Source organism: Varibaculum sp. C0165D1 (genome assembly GCF_056590355.1).
Map to the genome: position 1 here is coordinate 225,780 of NZ_JBWPVY010000001.1, position 17,159 is coordinate 242,938.

Sequence of the window (17,159 nt, forward strand, 5' to 3'; positions counted from 1 at the left end):
TTCCGAGGATAGCTAGCGAGATTATTTGCCCCTCGGAAAAGGCTTTAGAATCGAGGACGTGTTGCATTTGATCTATTTCGAGCCGCGCATCCCCGGAAATACCGGAGCCGCTATCCGCTTATCCGCCTGCACCGGTACCCTGTTACACCTGGTAGAACCGCTTTGTTTCGATATGGATGATACTAAGCTAAAGCGCGCGGGCCTGGACTACCACGACCTCGCGCACGTGAAAGTGCACCCTAACTTAGAGGACGCCCTCGCCGAAATCCCTGGGAAAATCCATGCTTTTACCGGTCACGCTAAGCTGCACTTTCAAGACGCCTCCTACGGCCCGGACGACGGGCTGCTATTTGGCCCCGAACCTACCGGGCTACCCGAAGAAGTCATGGCGCATCCTCGGGTAGCGGACTTAGTGCGGATCCCGATGGTGCCGCATCTGCGTTCCCTAAACCTGACGATTTCGGCTTCCATCGGCCTTTATGAAGCCCTGCGGCAAAACTCTTACCCCGATCTGGTTTAGTTGCCGCTGCCGCGCAGCGGAGAAGAAACCAGCAGCCAGATAACCGTTAACACCGTGAGAATCGCGGGAAAATACAGGTATTCTTGACCCCAGCTAAACAGCAGTTGCGCCCGCTCCAGGTGCGGAGCGGAAAACACCAAAGCAAACAGCACCAATAGTAAAGTTTCGATCCCGCTGAGCGCCCAGGCAAGTAGGCGCATCCGCCGCCCATTATGAATGACCGCGATCGCAAGCACGATCCAGTGCGCCACATTCGCCAGCGACAACATTGCCAGCCCGTATCCGGCTGAACCAGCAGCCGGCAGGGTTGAGAACTCGTGAAATAACGCAACCACCGAGAACACCACTAAACCCGCCATGAAGATGCGCCCTACCCCCCAAGAGGCGGTGCGCGGATCCTTATGGGAGGTTTGCGCGGGTGTAGATGCTGGCACTATCTTCTCCGAAGTTTCGTCGTAATATCTTTCAGATTGTACCCGCCCAAGCTGAAAGCATCGCTCCTCGCCCCCATGCTCAGCCTCAAACTGACTGTATTCTCTTTCACATTTCTTCGCCGTCTTGAGAAATAGCATTATTCAGAGTGCACTTAGCGGTCAAAAATGAAAGAATGTGTGCAGGTGTCTGGAAAACCAGCGGTAGGGGCGATATCCCTTTTGGGGTTAGTGCCCGCCAGGTCATAGCCAGACATAGCCGTGATTTTATCAAGGAGAACATCACAATGACGAGCACCTATGACGTTGTAGTCTTGGGCGCGGGCAGCGGTGGATACGCAACCGCTCTGCGCGCTTCTCAACTGGGGATGAAAGTCGCCCTCATCGAGGGAGACAAAGTGGGCGGCACCTGCCTCCACCGGGGCTGCATCCCCACCAAGGCGATGCTGCACGTGGCAGAAACAGTTGATGCCATTAAAGAAGCCTCTCGCCTGGGGGTTAACGCCAGTTTTGACGGCGTTGACATGCAAGAGGTTGGCCGCTTCCGCGACAAGACCATTTCCCGCCTCCACAAGGGACTACAGGGCCTGGTGAAATCCCGCAAGATCGACTACATCCAAGGATGGGGTCGGGTTGTCAGCCCAAATACCGTCCAGGTGGGCTCGGAAACCTACCAGGGCAAGAACCTGGTACTGGCTACCGGCTCGTATTCCAAGTCTCTTCCCGGTCTCAATATCGAGGGGCGGGTAATCACCTCCGATCAGGCATTGCAGCTCGATTGGGTACCAAACAAGGCAGTGGTACTAGGCGGCGGGGTTATTGGAATCGAATTCGCCAGCCTCTGGGCTTCCTTGGGCAGCGAAGTAACCGTGATTGAGGGGCTACCCCATTTAGCTAATAACGAGGACGCCTCCGTTTCTAAGGGTCTAGAGCGGGCATTCCGCAGCCGCGGGATCGCCTTTAAGACCGGCACTATGTTTGATTCGGTTACCCAAACCGGTAACTCGGTGCAGGTTAAAACCCAGGCCGGAGATACTTTCGATGCTGACGTATTGCTGGTGGCAGTAGGGCGCGGCCCCCGCACCAAAGATATGGGATTTGAAGAAATCGGGGTAAACATTGATCGCGGCTTTGTCCCGGTAGATGAACACTTAATGACTAATGTTCCCGGCGTATATGCAGTTGGCGATATTGTTCCCGGCCTGCAACTGGCGCATCGCGGTTTCGCCCAAGGTATCTTCCTAGCCGAATACCTAGGCGGGCTTAATCCCCAGCCGCTGGTAGAACCCAATATTCCCCGGGTGACATTCTGCGAACCCGAGATCGCCTCGGTTGGTTTAACTCAGGCGCAGGCGGAAGAAAAGTTCGGCAAGGACGGGGTGAAAGTCAGCGAATATAACCTGGCTGGTAACGGCAAATCCCAGATCCTGGGCACCGGCGGGATTATCAAATTGGTGGCGCAAAAGGATGGCCCGATTGTAGGCTTCCACGCCCTCGGCAAACGAGTTGGCGAACTGGTTGGTGAAGGCCAGTTGATGGTTAACTGGGAGGCCTTCCCCGAAGATGTGGCAGCGCTGGTTCACACCCACCCCACTCAAGACGAAGCAGTTGGCGAGGCCGCGATGGCGCTTGCCGGCAAACCCCTGCATTCCTAAAGTCCAGAAAGGTAGATTAAGAACATGGCACAAGATATTGAGATGCCCGCTCTGGGCGAATCGGTAACCGAAGGTACAGTTTCTCGCTGGCTAAAGAAGGTCGGCGACAAAGTAGAAGTAGACGAACCCTTACTGGAGGTTTCCACCGACAAGGTTGACTCTGAAGTTCCTTCTCCGATCGCGGGAGTAATCACCGAGATCCTAGTGGAAGAGGACGAAACTGTGGACGTAGGCACGGTAGTTTGCCGGGTAGGTGAAGCTAGTGAAGCCGGCTCGGCAGCGCCTTCTACTCCGGCAGCCCCGGCCGCTGAAGAAACTCCCGCTCCTCCCGCGGTTCCGGCAGTTCCGCCGGTTCCGGAGACCCCGGCAGCCCCGGAAACCCCGGCTGCCCCGGCTGCTAGCGCAGCCCCGGCAGGGGGCGGACAAGGCGTAGAAATGCCGGCCCTAGGCGAATCGGTAACCGAAGGTACAGTTTCTCGCTGGCTAAAGAAAGTCGGCGACAAAGTAGAAGTAGACGAACCCCTGCTAGAGGTCTCTACCGACAAGGTTGATTCTGAGGTGCCTTCCCCGATAGCCGGGGTACTCACCGAAATTTTGGTACAAGAGGATGAAACCGTAGATGTAGGTACGGTGCTTTGCCGCGTAGGCGAGGGCGCAGCTGCTCCGGCGGCCACTAGCGCCCCGGCAGCCCCGGCCGCTGAAGAAACTCCGGCGGCGCCGGCTGCCCCCAAAATGCCGGCCGCTCCCCCAGCTCCCAGCCTGCCAGAAAACCCGGAGGAACTTCCGGGTGCCGGTATCCCCTCCTCGATTAAACGCGAGGGTGACCATCACGTAGTACAGTGGGCATACCCGCAGGTACACACGGGCTATCCGGGAACTATGACCGTACAGGGACAGGTAGTACCCCCCGCCGAGAATGCTCCGGTCGCGCCTAAAGCGCCGGCTGCTCCCCCAGCTCCTAAGGCTCCAGCAGCCCCGGCCGCTCCTAAGGCTCCAGCAGCACCGGCCTCTCCTAAGGCTCCAGCAGCACCGCCTGCTCCCGAACCCGCAGCACCCAAGGCTCCGGCAGCGCCGACGCCTCCAGCTGCGGCTCCGAGCCCGAAGCCGGCAGAAAAACCACAGGCAGCAAAGCAAGTAGGGGGCGGATATGTTACTCCGATCGTGCGCAAGTTGGCGCGGGAAAAGGGCGTAGATATTTCTACCTTGACCGGCAGTGGCGTAGGCGGACGGATCCGGCGCGAGGATGTGCTGGCGGCTGCGCAGAAAGCGCAAACCCCGGCGCCTGCTGCTCCGGCAGCTCCCGCGGCTCCGCTACCCTCGGTCGAGCCGGCGCAAGAACGTGGCAAGACCGAGAAACTTTCCCGGATGCGCCAGACCATCGCCAAGCACATGATGAACTCGCTGGCTTCTACCGCCCAGCTAACCACGGTAGTAGAGGTAGACGTTACCCGGATCGCGAACCTGCGGGCGCGCGCAAAGGACTCTTTCGCCCAGCGGGAAGGCACCAAGTTGTCGTTCTTGCCCTTCTTCGTGAAAGCGGCAGTAGAAGCCCTCAAGGCGCACCCGAAGATCAACTCGCGGGTAAATGACGAAACCAACGAGGTCACCTACTTCGATCACGAGAACGTGGGGATTGCGGTGGACTCGGAGAAGGGTCTGATGGTTCCGGTAATCAAGAACTGTGGCGACCTGACGATCGCGGCTATTGCCCGCAAGATCAACGAGCTGGCGGCGAAAGTTCGCGACGGTTCCATCAGTATCGATGAAATGTCTGGCGGTACCTTCTCGATTACCAACACCGGCTCGCGCGGCGCCCTCTTCGATACTCCGGTAGTTAACTACCCCGAGGAAGCGATTTTGGGGCTCGGCACGATTGTGCGCCGGCCGATGGTAGTGAAAGACTCCGAAGGTAACGACACTATCGCGGTGCGTTCCCTGGTGTACCTGGCGCTGTCCTATGACCACCGTCTAATCGACGGTGCGGATGCAGCTCGTTACCTCACTGCGGTAAAGAAGCGCCTGGAAGAAGGGGATTTCTCCGCCGAAGTCGGGCTGTAAATCTCTTAACTACTGACACAATTCAATAACGCTAAATAAGTTGGTGGCTCCGGAGTTTCCGGAGCCACCAACAATATTTTTAGAGCTTACATGCCGAAAATATCTGCGGGACGCTTAGTAATCTGCTGGAAAATCAGCCGAGCCTGGTTATTTTGGTAGCGCGTCCAAATCCAAGACTGCACCAAAGTGGAATCAAAATAAATCACTTGGGCGGTGTGGGGACCCAGTGCACGTACCTCAACTTCCGAGGGCGAAGGCGGATCTTCCGCTAGCAGCGCCGCCGCCTCCGTACTTGAAATTGGGACCCCTAATTCCCCGATCGACATAAACTCCGGATGCATCATTTCCCGGATCTGTACCCGGTCGGCACTGGCACAATACTGTTGAAAACGCAGATCCTCATCCCTAACTACCTGAGTGATAGGACGCAAATTGGCAGCTGCGCCCCGCGCGGGAGAACCGAGCCCACCTACCCCGACGGGGCCCGAATGCGGCCGGCTTTCCAGGGAAGTTAGCGACTCCCTAGACTGCACCTGGTGAGGAAACTCGGTTACGTTGTCGGGAATCGAGTCCTTAGTTGGCAATAACTGTGTTTCACTTACCTTTAGCTGCTTCGATTTTTGCCCGCGAAGCTTACCGACCAGCTCTTGGTTAAGACCGGGACCCAGCTTGGCCTCTTGCCCATCCCGGTGTGCCAGGGCCGCTTCCCGGGCATAAATATGGGCCTGTAGCAATATTTCTTGCTCCTTAGAGCCGGCACATATTACCTGCAAAGATTTCCCAGCTAGATAGCGATCGATATTACGGATCAGGGATAGATCAGTAACCGGCATCCCATCAAGTTTGCGCCAGTTATTGCTGCGCCACTGGTGCCGCCAAGTTTGCAGCACCGCCGCTACATATTCGGAGGAAGTATAAATAATTAGTGGCTCGTGAATCTGGTGCGAGCGTCGCACAAATGAAAATATCGCCCGAAATTGGGCCTGCGAGACCGACGCGGAATCTTCCACGCATCCGCACGCCCAATTATCCTGGTCGATCACCCATGCCCAACCCACTAGGTTGGCATCGGCAAGCATATAGGCGTCGACCGCAACGATTAAAGTCACGGGAACATCTTTTCACATTTATGCAGAGATTGCTCACTAGTTGCCTGCGTTTGGCATTACTGGGAAGGGTTTTGCCGTTCTAGCCGCCCGGAAAGCAGCTGGCGCGCCTGTCCCGCTAACACAACCGAACCAAAAATCACGATCCCGACCGCATCGGCAGGCAAATCGCCTTCTTCGGTTAGCGAAACCGCCTGGTCGACTGCGTCCAAAAGATTGGGAGCCGCAAACGTTTGTTCCGAACCGAAAACATCGGCTCCGATTTTAGCCAATTCCACCGCTTCCATAGCCCGTTCCCCCTCCATCGGAGTAACTACAATCGCATCTAGCAGCGGTTCCATCTCGGCGAGAATCCCCTCTACATTTTTGTCGCTCATCGCGGAAAAAACGCCCACGATTTTTTGGAAACCGAACGCATCCTCTATCCCTGCCCGCAGCGCCGCTGCCCCCGCCGGATTGTGGGCCGCATCGACAATGATCGTGGGCGATCCTCCCAATACCTCTAAGCGTCCCGGAGAGCGCACCGCATTAAGACCGGTGGCTAAGACTTCCTCTGATAGGGGTTTGCCCGCCCCTAGCGCCTCTACCGCAGCAATTGCCAAGGCCGCGTTTACGGCTTGGTGGCTGCCAAAAAGTGGCAAATACAGGTCTTCATAGGTGGCCGGCGGCGTGGTGAGGGTAAACATCTGTCCCCCGACCGCCATTTTCTGGTCCCTCACCTGAATATCTTCCCCGAACAGACGCAAAGTTGCATCCTTTTCCCGGCAGGCTTCGCGAATAACCTCTAAGGCCTCCGCTGGCTGGGGACCACAAATAACCGTGGCACCCGGCCGGATAATCCCCGCCTTTTCTTTGGCAATTTTCGCGAGGGTATTGCCCAACCATTTTTCATGGTCAAAAGAAATCGGGCAGATTACCTGTACCGCGCTATCGAGAACATTGGTGGAATCCCAGCGTCCTCCCATCCCTACCTCGATCACGCCTACCTCGATAGGTGCGGAAGCAAAAGCTTGGAAAGCTAATGCGGTGAGATATTCAAAAAAGGAAAGACGCCCTTGTCCCGCGGCTTCGCCCTCTTTATCGGCGAGGGCAATAATCGGTTCTACATCCTGATTAGCCTGCAAAAATCCCTGGGTGCTGATAGGTTCGCCATCAATAGATATCCGCTCCCGTACGCTCACCAAGTGCGGGGAGGTAAAGCGTCCTACCCGCAGCCCTTGGGCACTCAGCAGACTGTCGGCAATCCGCGCGGTGGAGGTTTTCCCATTGGTACCGGCAATATGCAAACTGGGGTAAGACAGCTGCGGATCAGAAAGATAGTCGAGGGCGCGCACTATGCGATCCTTAGTGGGCGAAATATTGTGTTCTGGGCGCCGGGTGAGAATCTGGGCATAGACCTGGGCCACTTCAAAATCTGCTTGCAAGGCTTCATCAGAAACTGATGAAGACCCCCCTGCCTGCCCGGCGGAATCTGCCTGGTCGTCTTTTTCTCCGACTTCATCCGCGCCTGCCGGAAGGTCTGCTATTTCGCTCGGCAAAGCGATTCCCCCCGCCTGCAAGACTTCGCGGAGGCGATCCGCGTCAATTTCCTCATCAGAAGCCGCACTGATCGGCAAATCTATACGTTCTTCGCGATCCGCTTCCGCAAGATAAGGCAGCAAATCGGGATCAATCCCGGCGCCGCCCTCCTGCGCTTGTTTAGCAATCTCTTCGTACGGATTAACCTGCCGTCCTTGATCGTCTTGCGTATTCACATGATCCCCCTTTTCAGCTCATATCCTACTTAGGGCGCGCCTACCCTCCCAAGTTTGCAAACCTTTCGCCCAGCCAGGTGCTAATTTCGAGCCTCCCAAAAGGGCGAGAATCTTTTAAAACCAGCTATTTAACAGAAATATTGATAAATAAAACAGATAAACTGTTGTATTCTCACTATTTCTCGGTTACGCTTGAATTGTCGGCTTCCACATTCGAAGGAGAATGCAAAATATGACGAAAGAACAGCAACGCTTATCCGAAGGCCCCCTGGTAGTAGCGATCGACTCTTCTACTACTTCTTCCAAAGCCATTTTGGTAGATGCCGCCGGTAATGTTTGGCATACTGCCAAGCGCAATATTCAGTTACACACCCCGGCTATGGATCACTATGAACATAATCCTTTGCGCTGGTGGGAAAGTGTTTATGCCGTAATTGGTGAAGTGTTATCCAAGATTAGCGCCAAGGATCGCGAGCGAGTCGCCGCCATCGGCATTACCCATCAACGCGAATCTTTCGCCCCCTTTGACAAAGATGGTCGCCCCCTGCGTAACGGGATTTTGTGGCTAGATGGCCGCGCCACTGACCAGATCCGTAAATACGGAAATGACCATATTCATCAACTCTCCGGTAAACCGGCAGGAGTGACCCCCGGTCTGTACAAGATGGCCTGGGTTAAAGAACACGAACCCGAAGTTTTCAAGAACGCTTACAAAGTTGTAGAAGTCCATGGCTATATTGCCTTCCGCCTAACCGGAAAATGGGTATCCTCGCAAGCCGCTACCGATTCGCTAGGTCTTTTCGATGTCCAAAAACGTGACTACGCTCCTGAACTTTTAGAGATCGCCGGAGTCACCCGCGAGCAAATGGCCGACCTGGTGGAACCGTCTAAACCGATGGGAACCCTGCTGCCCGATCTAGCAGCCGAATGGGGAATCAAAGAAATCCCGATTATTGCCGGACTTGGTGACGGACAAGCCGCCGGTATTGGTGCCGCCGCTACCAGCCCCGAAATAGCGTTCCTCAACCTGGGTACCGCGGTGAATGCCGGCGTAGAATCCCCCGATTATCGCTATGACCCGGTATTCCGCACCCACGTTTCCGGAATTCCTGGGAACTATGTATTCGAAGTGTTGCAATCCTCCGGATCCTACCTGGCGGGTTGGTTTAGGGAAGCGCTTGGCGATCCCAAACTATTAGGCGAGCCGGATCCTGCCCTTGATGAAGCTGCGTCCCAGATTCCGCCAGGCTGTGAAGGCCTGATTACCTTGCCGTATTGGAATGCGGTACAAAGCCCCTACTGGGATTCGGTAGCTCGCGGCGCAGTAGTTGGCTGGCGGGGCACCCATTCGCGTGCCCACATGTATCGTTCCATTTTGGAGTCGATCGGCTTCGAAATGCGTTTGAACCTGGATTCGATTGAAAAGGGTACCGGAGTCAAACTCGAAGGATTGCGCGCCATGGGCGGGGGAACTCGCTCGATGCTGTGGCGACAGATCATGTCGGACTGCACCGGCTTGCCGATCACCGTTTGCCTCGAAGATGAAATCTCCGCACTGGGTGCCGCGGTACTGGCTATGGCCTCCACCGGGGTCTTCGGAAACAATGACGTGGCCATTGCCGCGGGGAAGATGGCGCACTATGGCGATACTATTGAACCGAATATGGAGCTCCACCGGCGCTACCAGGAGGTAGCCGACGTGCAGCGCAAACTCTATCCGCGCCTGAAAGACATTTTCGAAGATTTACATAACTTGTCACGCAAGTATCCATCCACTAGGCCCGAGTCCCCAGCGGCCGAGCTATAAAAGAAAAGAGAAATAATGAGTGTTATTACTGTTCTAGGTGCAGGCGCTATGGGCTCTGCCCTTTGTACCCCGGTTGCCGATGCGGGCTGGGAGGTGCGCCTGTGGGGAACTTGGCTAGATGATCATCTACTCGATGCAGTCGAGGCCGGGAAACCCCATCCGCGCACCAACGAGCCCTTGGCTAAAGGGGTAAAAACTTATCGCTGCGACCAGCTAGAAGCAGCCCTGGAGGGCGCTAACGTGGTAGTCATGTCGGTGGCCTCTGTCGGGGTACCCAAGATTACCGAGATGGCGCTGGCAGGAATGGCTAAAGCCGATGCCATCTGGCTAACCTCTAAAGGTTTCTGCCCCGATGAAAAGGGAATTATTGAGCAGCTACCTACCGCGATTCGCCGGATTGCCAAAGAAAATGGCTACGAGAAGCTGCCCCCAATCGTGGCGATTGCCGGTCCGGTTAAAGCCAATGAATGCGCCGCCCGCAAGCCCACCGCCACCATCTTTGGTTGTAAGGATCTGGCGGTAGCCAAGAAATATGCCAAAGAGGCATCGACCGAAAACTACGCCATCGAATACAGCGACGACGAAGTCGGGGTGGAGATTTGCGCCCCGATGAAGAACGTGTATGCGATTGCGCTGGGGATCGCTGATGGCCTAGAAGAAGGCACCGGGATTCCCCACCACAACCTGAAAGCAGCCACTTTCACCCAGGCGGTCAAAGAAATGTCCCTGTTGGGGCAGTCGCAAGGGGCCAAGATGGAGACTGCTTTCGGCCTGCCGGGAGTCGGTGACCTAGAAGTTACTGGCCTTTCGGGTCGCAATAAGGTCTACGGGGTGCGTCTGGGACGGGGAGAAAAACCCAAAGAGGCACTGGCGGAAATGGATCGCCTCGAGCAAACCGTCGAGGGGGTTCCCGCAGCCGGCTTAGCCGCCAAGTTTGTGGAGCAACACGCCGCCGAGATTAAGGATCAACTGCCGCTGCTGGCAGCAGTTAACCAGATCCTAGAATCGGAGGGTCTGTCGGTTAAGGACGTAGTGGCGAAAGCCGTGCTACCTCGTGCCTGAGAGCCCTAAATCCACTCCCGCCTCGCGTCAGCAGCTGATTTTGCAGCAGGTGGCGCGAGGCGGTTCGGCACGCGTAGAAGAGCTGGCAAGAAAGCTTTCAGTCTCGGAAATGACGGTCTACCGCGATATTGCCGAGTTAGAAAAGAGCGGTTTAGTGCAACTAGACCGGAAAGAAATAACCGCGGTTGAGTCTTCGATATTGGAAGCCTCGGCGCGCCTGCGGATAGCGACTAATGAGGCAATTAAATCCGAGATTGCCCGGCTATCTCGCAATTTTTTACGCAGCGGCATGTCACTGGCATTAGATGATTCCTCTACCAATTTGCCCCTAGTGGAAAGCCTGGAATCCCTGGCTCCGCTCACCGTGATTACCAATGCCGAGTTTCTCGCGCAACGGGTGCGCCACCAAAAGGGAATACGCCTAATCTTGCTGGGAGGAACCTACGAGACCTGGGCAGATGCTTACTTCGGGGATTTAACTGAACTCGCAGTCAGTCAGTTAAACATTGATGTTTGCATCATGTCAGCCACCGCTATCAATCATGGCTATTGCTTCCACCCCGATCAGCAGGTAGCCAAATTTAAACGCGCCATGCTGGCCGCCTCGCGGCGTAAAATCCTGGTGGCAGATGCTTCCAAGTTTCGCCGCTCGGCCCTGTTTAAAGTAGGTCCCTTGACCGACTTCGATACTGCGATTATCGATAGCGCCACCGGGAAGCGGGAACGCAGCGAGCTAGCAGATAGCGGCCTGAAAATACTTACTACCGATTAACGCCCGCAAAGCTTGGCACCAGATAGTCTTCCGCCGGCAACCCCAGGTTGCCGGCGGAAACTTTTTGGTACGTTAATGCTTTATGCGGTTACCGGATGCACCGCGGCAATCTTGATCTTCAACGCATCGTCCGAGCCGACCTGGACTTTAAGGTCCGTAGCCAACACTTCGTGCGCGATCATCTGCGCATAAGCCTTGACACTGGTCACTCGGTCTGCCGGGACTTCCAGCACCAACTCAATACGGTCAGAAACATGCAGATCCTGGGCTTTACGCTCATCTTGGATGGAGCGCACCAGATCGCGGGCATAGCCTTCGGCCTCTAGCTCCGGGGTGATTTCGGTATCGAGTACCACCACTGCCCCTTCACCCAGGACCGTGGCCACCTGTCCTTCTTCAACTTCAACCGCGGTAGACAGCGAGAACTGGTCACCGCTTAAGGAAACCGGTTCGCCGTTAACTACTACCTCGGGGAAGACAACCGTTTCGCCCTCTTCGCGCCACTGCCCAGTTTTTTGAGCCTTAAACAGCTGGGAGGTAGCTTTGCGGATCTCCGGTGCGAAGGCTTTCGGATTCAGCTTCAGTTGCCGCTGCAGCTGCAGTCCCGACTCGCTAGAAACCTGCAACACTACCTGCTTGACATTGACTTCCCCAGCGATCAATTCCGAGAAATCTGCCAGCTGCTGGCTATCGTCATCCACTACCGTTAGGGACTGCAGCGGCTGACGTACCCGCAGGCTGTGGGTCTTGCGCAATGAATGCGCCGCTGAAACCACTTCCCGCACCATATCCATAGCGGATACCAAAGCAGGATCATCAACTGTGTCCGGAAGCACCGGGTAATCGCAAAGATGTACCGACTCTCCCCCGGTCAGTCCTCGCCAAATTTCCTCGGTCACTAGCGGAGCTAGCGGTGCCATCACCCGCATCAAGACCTCTAAGCAGGTGTAGAGAGTGTCGTAGGCGGCGGCCTCCTCATTCCAGAAACGATCCCGGGAGGTACGCACATACCAGTTAGTCATCAAATCCAGATGTTCATTTATCGCTTCGCAAGCCCCCGGAATATCGTAGCTATCCAGTAGCTCCTTGACGTTTAGAGCGAGCTTGCGGGTGCGTGCCAAGAGATAGCGATCCATTACTCCCAGGTTCGCAACCACTTGTGGGTCACCCAGATCCAAGGCTTTTGCCTGGTAACCGGCACCTTTATTGCAAGAACCGGCATAGAGGGCGAAGAAGTAATAAATGTTCCATAGCGGCAAAATCACGTGGCGAACCGTGTCGCGAATTCCCTCGCCCTTTACCACCAGGTTTCCGCCCCGCACCACCGGGGAGGACATTAGGAACCAACGCATCGCATCCGATCCGTAAGTGTCGAACACTTCGCTAACATCCGGATAGTTGCGCAGCGACTTCGACATTTTGCGGCCATCATCGCCGAGCACAATCCCGTGAGAAACACAGGAAGTAAAGGCCGGCCGATCAAAAAGCGCGGTCGCGAGCACGTGCAGCACGTAGAACCAGCCGCGGGTCTGCCCAATATATTCCACGATGAAATCGCCGGGATAGTGATCCTCGAACCATTGCTGATTCTCGAAAGGATAGTGTACCTGCGCATAGGGCATGGAACCGGAATCGAACCAGCAGTCCAACACGTCGGGAATCCGGCGCATCATAGATTTGCCGGTGGGATCATCTGGGTTAGGACGCACCAAAGTATCGATAAACGGCCGATGCAGATCTTTAACTTCTACCCCGAAATCTTTTTCTAGTTCCGCCAGCGAACCATAAACATCTACGCGCGGATAAGCCGGATCATCAGACTTCCACACCGGGATAGGGCTACCCCAAAAACGGTTACGCGAAATCGACCAGTCGCGGGCGCCCTCCAGCCATTTACCGAACTGTCCATCCTTAATATGCTCGGGCACCCAGCTGATCTGCTGGTTTAGCTCTACCATCCGTTCACGGAAATCAGTCACTTTCACAAACCAAGAGGAAACCGGTTTATAGATCAATGGTTTACGGCAACGCCAACAGTGCGGATAGGAGTGTACGAAGGACTGCTGGCGCACCAGCACTGCCCGCTTTTCTTTCGGGGTGCGCGCCAAGGGGCCTTCGTCGTCCTCGTTACCGAGCCGGAAGTCGCGAATGATCTGTTTATTGGCGTCAAAAATCTGTACGCCCTGGTAGTCAGAGACCTCCGCGGTAAATAGCCCGGCGTCATTTACCGGGGTGACCGCGTTAATCCCATTGGCGGTCAGCAGGATCATATCGTCCTCGCCGTAGGGAGCCTGGTGCACCAGACCAGTACCGTCAGTAGTGGTCACAAAGTCCGCGGCCAGCACGTGATAGGCCTTAGCGCCCGGGGTTTCCCCCTCCCCCAGCTGGTCTTTGTAGTAGTCAAAAATCGGCTCGTAGGAGCGCCCTACCAGCTCTGAACCGGGGTATTCTGCCACGACCAGAGGATCTTCGCCCAGTTCTTTAGCGTAGGCAGGCAACAGGTCGCGCGCGATAATAACTTTCTCGCCGGCTACCGGCGACTCCAGATCTGCGTCTACCTGCACGGTTACATAAGTGATCTCCGGACCGACTGCGATTGCCAAGTTTGAGGGCAGCGTCCAGGGCGTGGTCGTCCACACCAGCGCCAGTTCTCCCGTTTCCAGGCGCAAGCCCACCGTTACGGTATTGTCTTGACGATCTTGATAGATATCGTCATCCATTTTCAGTTCATGGTTAGACAGCGGAGTCTGGTCGTTCCAGCAATAGGGCAATACTCGAAAGCCCTCATAGGCCAGTCCCTTATCATAGAGCTGTTTAAATGCCCAGATTACCGACTCCATATAGCTAACGTCGAGGGTCTTGTAGTCATTGTCGAAATCCACCCAGCGTGCCTGACGGGTAACGTATTCTTCCCACTCTTTGGTGTAGCGCAGCACTGATTCCCGGCAGGTCTGGTTGAATTTTTCAATCCCGATACCGCCGGGGCCTTCGATTTCGGATTTATCCTCAATCTCCAAAATACGTTCAGCCTCTAGCTCTGCCGGCAGACCGTGGGTGTCCCAACCAAAACGCCGCTCTACCCGGTGGCCTTGCATCGTCTGGTAGCGACCCACCACGTCTTTTACATAGCCGGTTAGCAAGTGCCCATAGTGGGGCAGACCGTTAGCAAAAGGAGGGCCGTCGTAGAACACGAACTCGTTACTTCCCGCATCTCCGGCCTCTCTTTGGGCAATCGACTTGCGGAAAGTGTCGTTCTGCTTCCAATACTTCAGGGTCTGTTCCTCTAACTGGGGAAAAGACGGATTGGCGGCAACATCGCCATCTTTATGCCGCGGATAGTAGCCCACGTTATACCTCATCTGTTTCGAGCCATTACTGCCAGTGCCGGGACGAAGGCTTTTCAGCCTCGCGGTACCACCCCGCTTCACCCAAAACTTGGGCCTCATTAACTGCTGTTACGGGCTTACCCGTCTGGTTCTACTGCCTGTAATCAGGGTTCTTCCAGAGGCTCCTCGGTGATAGCCGGATCGACGCCACTTCCCAACAGCATAGCCGGTTTAACTTTTTCTGGAAATTTTGTCCGCGCTAAGATAAGAACAGTTGGCATAAATCACTTTCTTTAGGAGGACGCATGGTCAAGTTAGGGGTTATCGGGGTTGGATCTATGGGAGGCGCCATTGTGCGCGGCCTCCTTTCTTCCGGCCAAATGCAGGCAGAAGAGATTTTGGCGTTCAACCGCACCCGGGAGCGGATGCGCGCCCTCGAGGAGGAGTTTTCCCTGCCGGTAGCCCCCGATGCTGCTAGCGTAGCCCGGCAATCCCAGTACCTACTGCTAGGGGTAAAACCCTATATGATCACGCCCCTGTTGGATGATTTAGGCGAGGCCCTCGCCGGAAAGCCGGTAGTGATCTCGGTAGCCGCCGGGAAACCCTTAGCGGATATTGAAGCGCATCTACCAGGGCAAACCCCGGTAGTGCGGGTAATGCCGAATGTAAATGCCCAAATCAACCAGTCAATGTCCGGGATCGCCGCCAACCAATACGTAAGCAAATCAGCCTTGGCGGAAGTGCGCGCCATGTTTGATGCCATTGGAAAAACCGCGCTGGTACCCGAAGATCATTTTGCGGCTTACGCCGCGCTTGCCGGGTGTTCTCCCGCTTGGATTTACCGTTTTATTGATGCCCTCGCCCAGGCAGGCGTGGCCCACGGTTTTAAAAAAGACGAAGCCACCCAGATAGTGGCGCAGGCAGTAGCGGGTTCGGCCCTTAACGTCCTCAAAAATTTACCTCAGGGTCTTAACCCGCAGGCTCTAGTGGACCAGGTTTGTTCGCCTGCCGGCACCACAGTGGCCGGCCTATTAGCGATGGAAGATGCCGGTTTTTCGGCGGCGGCGCGTGCGGCGGTTAACGCCGCAGTTGCCCGGGACCAGGAATTATCGAAACCCTAAAATATTGGCGCGTTAGGCCGAAACCTGCGTTAGGATAGAGATAGTTAGCGTTTTGAGAGTTAATCTCAGCTAGCGCTGTGTATAACAGGAGGTAAAGATGGCTACTCCCGGACACGAAGACAATCAAGGAATGTGTCTTTATATAGTTCTTTACGACTACGATCTTGAACTACTGGGTCGTAAAAAAGAGCTGCGAGATGAGCATCGTACCTTTATGCATCGCCTAAACAGCCTGGGCACCGTGCTTTCTAGTGGGCGCACCGCCGCCGGGGATGAGCGAGGATCTTTAACCATTATGCTGGCTCGCGACGCCGAGGAAGCCGAACAAATCCTTAAAGACGACCCCTATGCTAACGCCGGAATCGTTAAATCCATGACCGTTCTCGACTGGTCACCGACAGTCGGAACTTTCGCAGACTCCTAGACCATCTAGCTAGTAACGCTGTTTGTTCCCTAACTATCACTACTTGTTCTTAACTTTCGCCGCGCGCCTGTCGCTTCGAAGACCGTTTAGACCTACTAGGAACCTGCCGGGTATCTTGGTTTTATGAGTGGAAAGCAGCGATTAAGTAGTCTCCTAGATCCTTTCATCATCTCTATTCTGGTGATATTGGTGCTGGGGATCTTAATTCCAGTACCTGCGGTGGTGGTTGACGCCCTGGGATACCTAGGGAACGGACTGATCGTACTGTTGTTTTTCCTGTACGGGGCGCGCCTTTCTACTAAAGAAATTTGGGAAGGATTAAAGAACTGGCGTTTGCAAGGGACCGTTGCACTTTCTACCTTTGTACTTTTCCCGCTGCTGGGAATAGGGATGCATCCGTTAGACATAAAAATGTTGGGGCCGGTCTTTGCGCTGGGAACTTTGTATCTGACCTTGCTGCCTTCCACCGTCCAGTCCTCGGTTACTTTTACTTCGATCGCCGGAGGAAATATCGCGGGGGCAGTTTGCTCGGCTACTATCTCAAATATTGCGGGGATTATTCTTACCCCCGCCCTAGTATTTGCCGTGATGGGTCGAGCCAGCGGAATCGAGGCCTCGCGGGTGGTAAACGTGCTGCTGCAACTGCTACTGCCCTTTGTTTTAGGACAGCTAGTTCACCGTTTTATTGGAAGCTGGCTAAATGCGCACCGCAGCCTTACGAAAGCCACCGATAACGGCACTATCCTGGCGATTGTGGCTTCCTCAGTTTGTGGCGCCACCGCCGGCGGCCTTTGGCAAAAAATCTCCGCCCATCAAGTGGGGCTACTGCTGCTGCAATGCATGGTGGTGCTGGCCATTATGCTCACTCTCACCTGGAACTTGGGACGCTGGGTATCGCTAGCGCGACGCGACCGGATTGTGCTGCTAATGTGCGGCTCTAAGAAGTCCCTGGCCACCGGGTTGCCCATGGCGGCCATTATTTTCCCGCCCGCTACGGTAGCAGCAGTAACTATCCCGGTGATTGTGTTTCACCAATTCCAGTTACTAGTCTGCGCAGTATTGGCGCGCCGCTTAGCCGCCAACCCAGCATAAACCCACAAAACGGGGCGCGCAAGACAAAACC

The 17,159-nt window shown here is 55.3% G+C and carries 13 protein-coding genes; 9 read left to right on the forward strand and 4 right to left on the reverse strand.

All coding sequences use genetic code 11. The features are described 5' to 3' along the window. Positions 1-58: 58 nt before the first annotated feature. Positions 59-520 (forward strand): tRNA (cytidine(34)-2'-O)-methyltransferase, encoded by a 462-nt coding sequence (locus AC1EKS_RS01025; RefSeq protein ID WP_481008413.1) that lies wholly within the window; start codon positions 59-61, stop codon positions 518-520. Here AC1EKS_RS01025 and AC1EKS_RS01030 read toward each other — a convergent pair. Continuing rightward, the gene (locus AC1EKS_RS01030; protein ID WP_481008414.1) at positions 517-954 is read right to left on the reverse strand and encodes a hypothetical protein; all 438 of its coding nucleotides are present in this window, start codon (positions 952-954) and stop codon (positions 517-519) included. The genes AC1EKS_RS01025 and AC1EKS_RS01030 overlap by 4 nt on opposite strands. 284 nt (positions 955-1,238) lie before the next feature. Here AC1EKS_RS01030 and lpdA point away from each other — a divergent pair, with 284 nt between their 5' ends. Then, positions 1,239-2,606, forward strand: coding sequence for a dihydrolipoyl dehydrogenase (lpdA, locus tag AC1EKS_RS01035; RefSeq protein WP_481008415.1), 1,368 nt, complete (start codon positions 1,239-1,241; stop codon positions 2,604-2,606). 24 nt (positions 2,607-2,630) lie between these two features. Continuing rightward, positions 2,631-4,664 carry a 2-oxoglutarate dehydrogenase, E2 component, dihydrolipoamide succinyltransferase gene (sucB, locus tag AC1EKS_RS01040; protein WP_481008416.1) on the forward strand — a complete coding sequence of 678 codons (2,034 nt, stop codon included), beginning with the start codon at positions 2,631-2,633 and terminating at the stop codon, positions 4,662-4,664. A gap of 86 nt (positions 4,665-4,750) precedes the next feature. Here the strand turns inward: sucB and AC1EKS_RS01045 are convergent, their stop codons facing one another. After that, positions 4,751-5,773 carry an RNase H family protein gene (locus AC1EKS_RS01045; protein WP_481008417.1) on the reverse strand — a complete coding sequence of 341 codons (1,023 nt, stop codon included), beginning with the start codon at positions 5,771-5,773 and terminating at the stop codon, positions 4,751-4,753. 56 nt (positions 5,774-5,829) lie between these two features. Further along, on the reverse strand, positions 5,830-7,524 hold the full coding sequence (locus tag AC1EKS_RS01050; RefSeq protein ID WP_481008418.1) for a bifunctional folylpolyglutamate synthase/dihydrofolate synthase: 1,695 nt from the start codon (positions 7,522-7,524) through the stop codon (positions 5,830-5,832). A 232-nt stretch (positions 7,525-7,756) separates the two neighbouring features. Here AC1EKS_RS01050 and AC1EKS_RS01055 point away from each other — a divergent pair, with 232 nt between their 5' ends. Genes AC1EKS_RS01055 through AC1EKS_RS01065 form a run of 3 tightly spaced genes read left to right on the forward strand, consistent with a single transcriptional unit; the run spans position 7,757 to position 11,165 of the window. Then, the gene (locus AC1EKS_RS01055; RefSeq protein ID WP_481008419.1) at positions 7,757-9,331 is read left to right on the forward strand and encodes a xylulokinase; all 1,575 of its coding nucleotides are present in this window, start codon (positions 7,757-7,759) and stop codon (positions 9,329-9,331) included. 15 nt (positions 9,332-9,346) lie between these two features. After that, entirely contained in the window at positions 9,347-10,393 is a 1,047-nt protein-coding gene (locus tag AC1EKS_RS01060; RefSeq protein ID WP_481008420.1) for an NAD(P)H-dependent glycerol-3-phosphate dehydrogenase, read from the forward strand. Beyond that, positions 10,386-11,165 carry a DeoR/GlpR family DNA-binding transcription regulator gene (locus AC1EKS_RS01065; RefSeq protein WP_481008421.1) on the forward strand — a complete coding sequence of 260 codons (780 nt, stop codon included), beginning with the start codon at positions 10,386-10,388 and terminating at the stop codon, positions 11,163-11,165. Before AC1EKS_RS01060 ends, AC1EKS_RS01065 begins: the two co-directional genes overlap by 8 nt. 80 nt (positions 11,166-11,245) lie before the next feature. Here the strand turns inward: AC1EKS_RS01065 and ileS are convergent, their stop codons facing one another. Continuing rightward, positions 11,246-14,524, reverse strand: coding sequence for an isoleucine--tRNA ligase (gene ileS / locus AC1EKS_RS01070; protein ID WP_481008422.1), 3,279 nt, complete (start codon positions 14,522-14,524; stop codon positions 11,246-11,248). Between the two features lie 272 nt (positions 14,525-14,796). Between ileS and proC the strand changes: the two genes are divergently transcribed. From proC to AC1EKS_RS01085, 3 genes are all read left to right on the forward strand, one after another. Then, positions 14,797-15,612 (forward strand): pyrroline-5-carboxylate reductase, encoded by an 816-nt coding sequence (gene proC / locus AC1EKS_RS01075; RefSeq protein ID WP_481008423.1) that lies wholly within the window; start codon positions 14,797-14,799, stop codon positions 15,610-15,612. A 97-nt stretch (positions 15,613-15,709) separates the two neighbouring features. Further along, entirely contained in the window at positions 15,710-16,036 is a 327-nt protein-coding gene (locus AC1EKS_RS01080; RefSeq protein ID WP_481008424.1) for a YciI family protein, read from the forward strand. A gap of 123 nt (positions 16,037-16,159) precedes the next feature. After that, positions 16,160-17,128, forward strand: coding sequence for a bile acid:sodium symporter family protein (locus tag AC1EKS_RS01085; RefSeq protein ID WP_481008425.1), 969 nt, complete (start codon positions 16,160-16,162; stop codon positions 17,126-17,128). Positions 17,129-17,159: the final 31 nt, after the last annotated feature.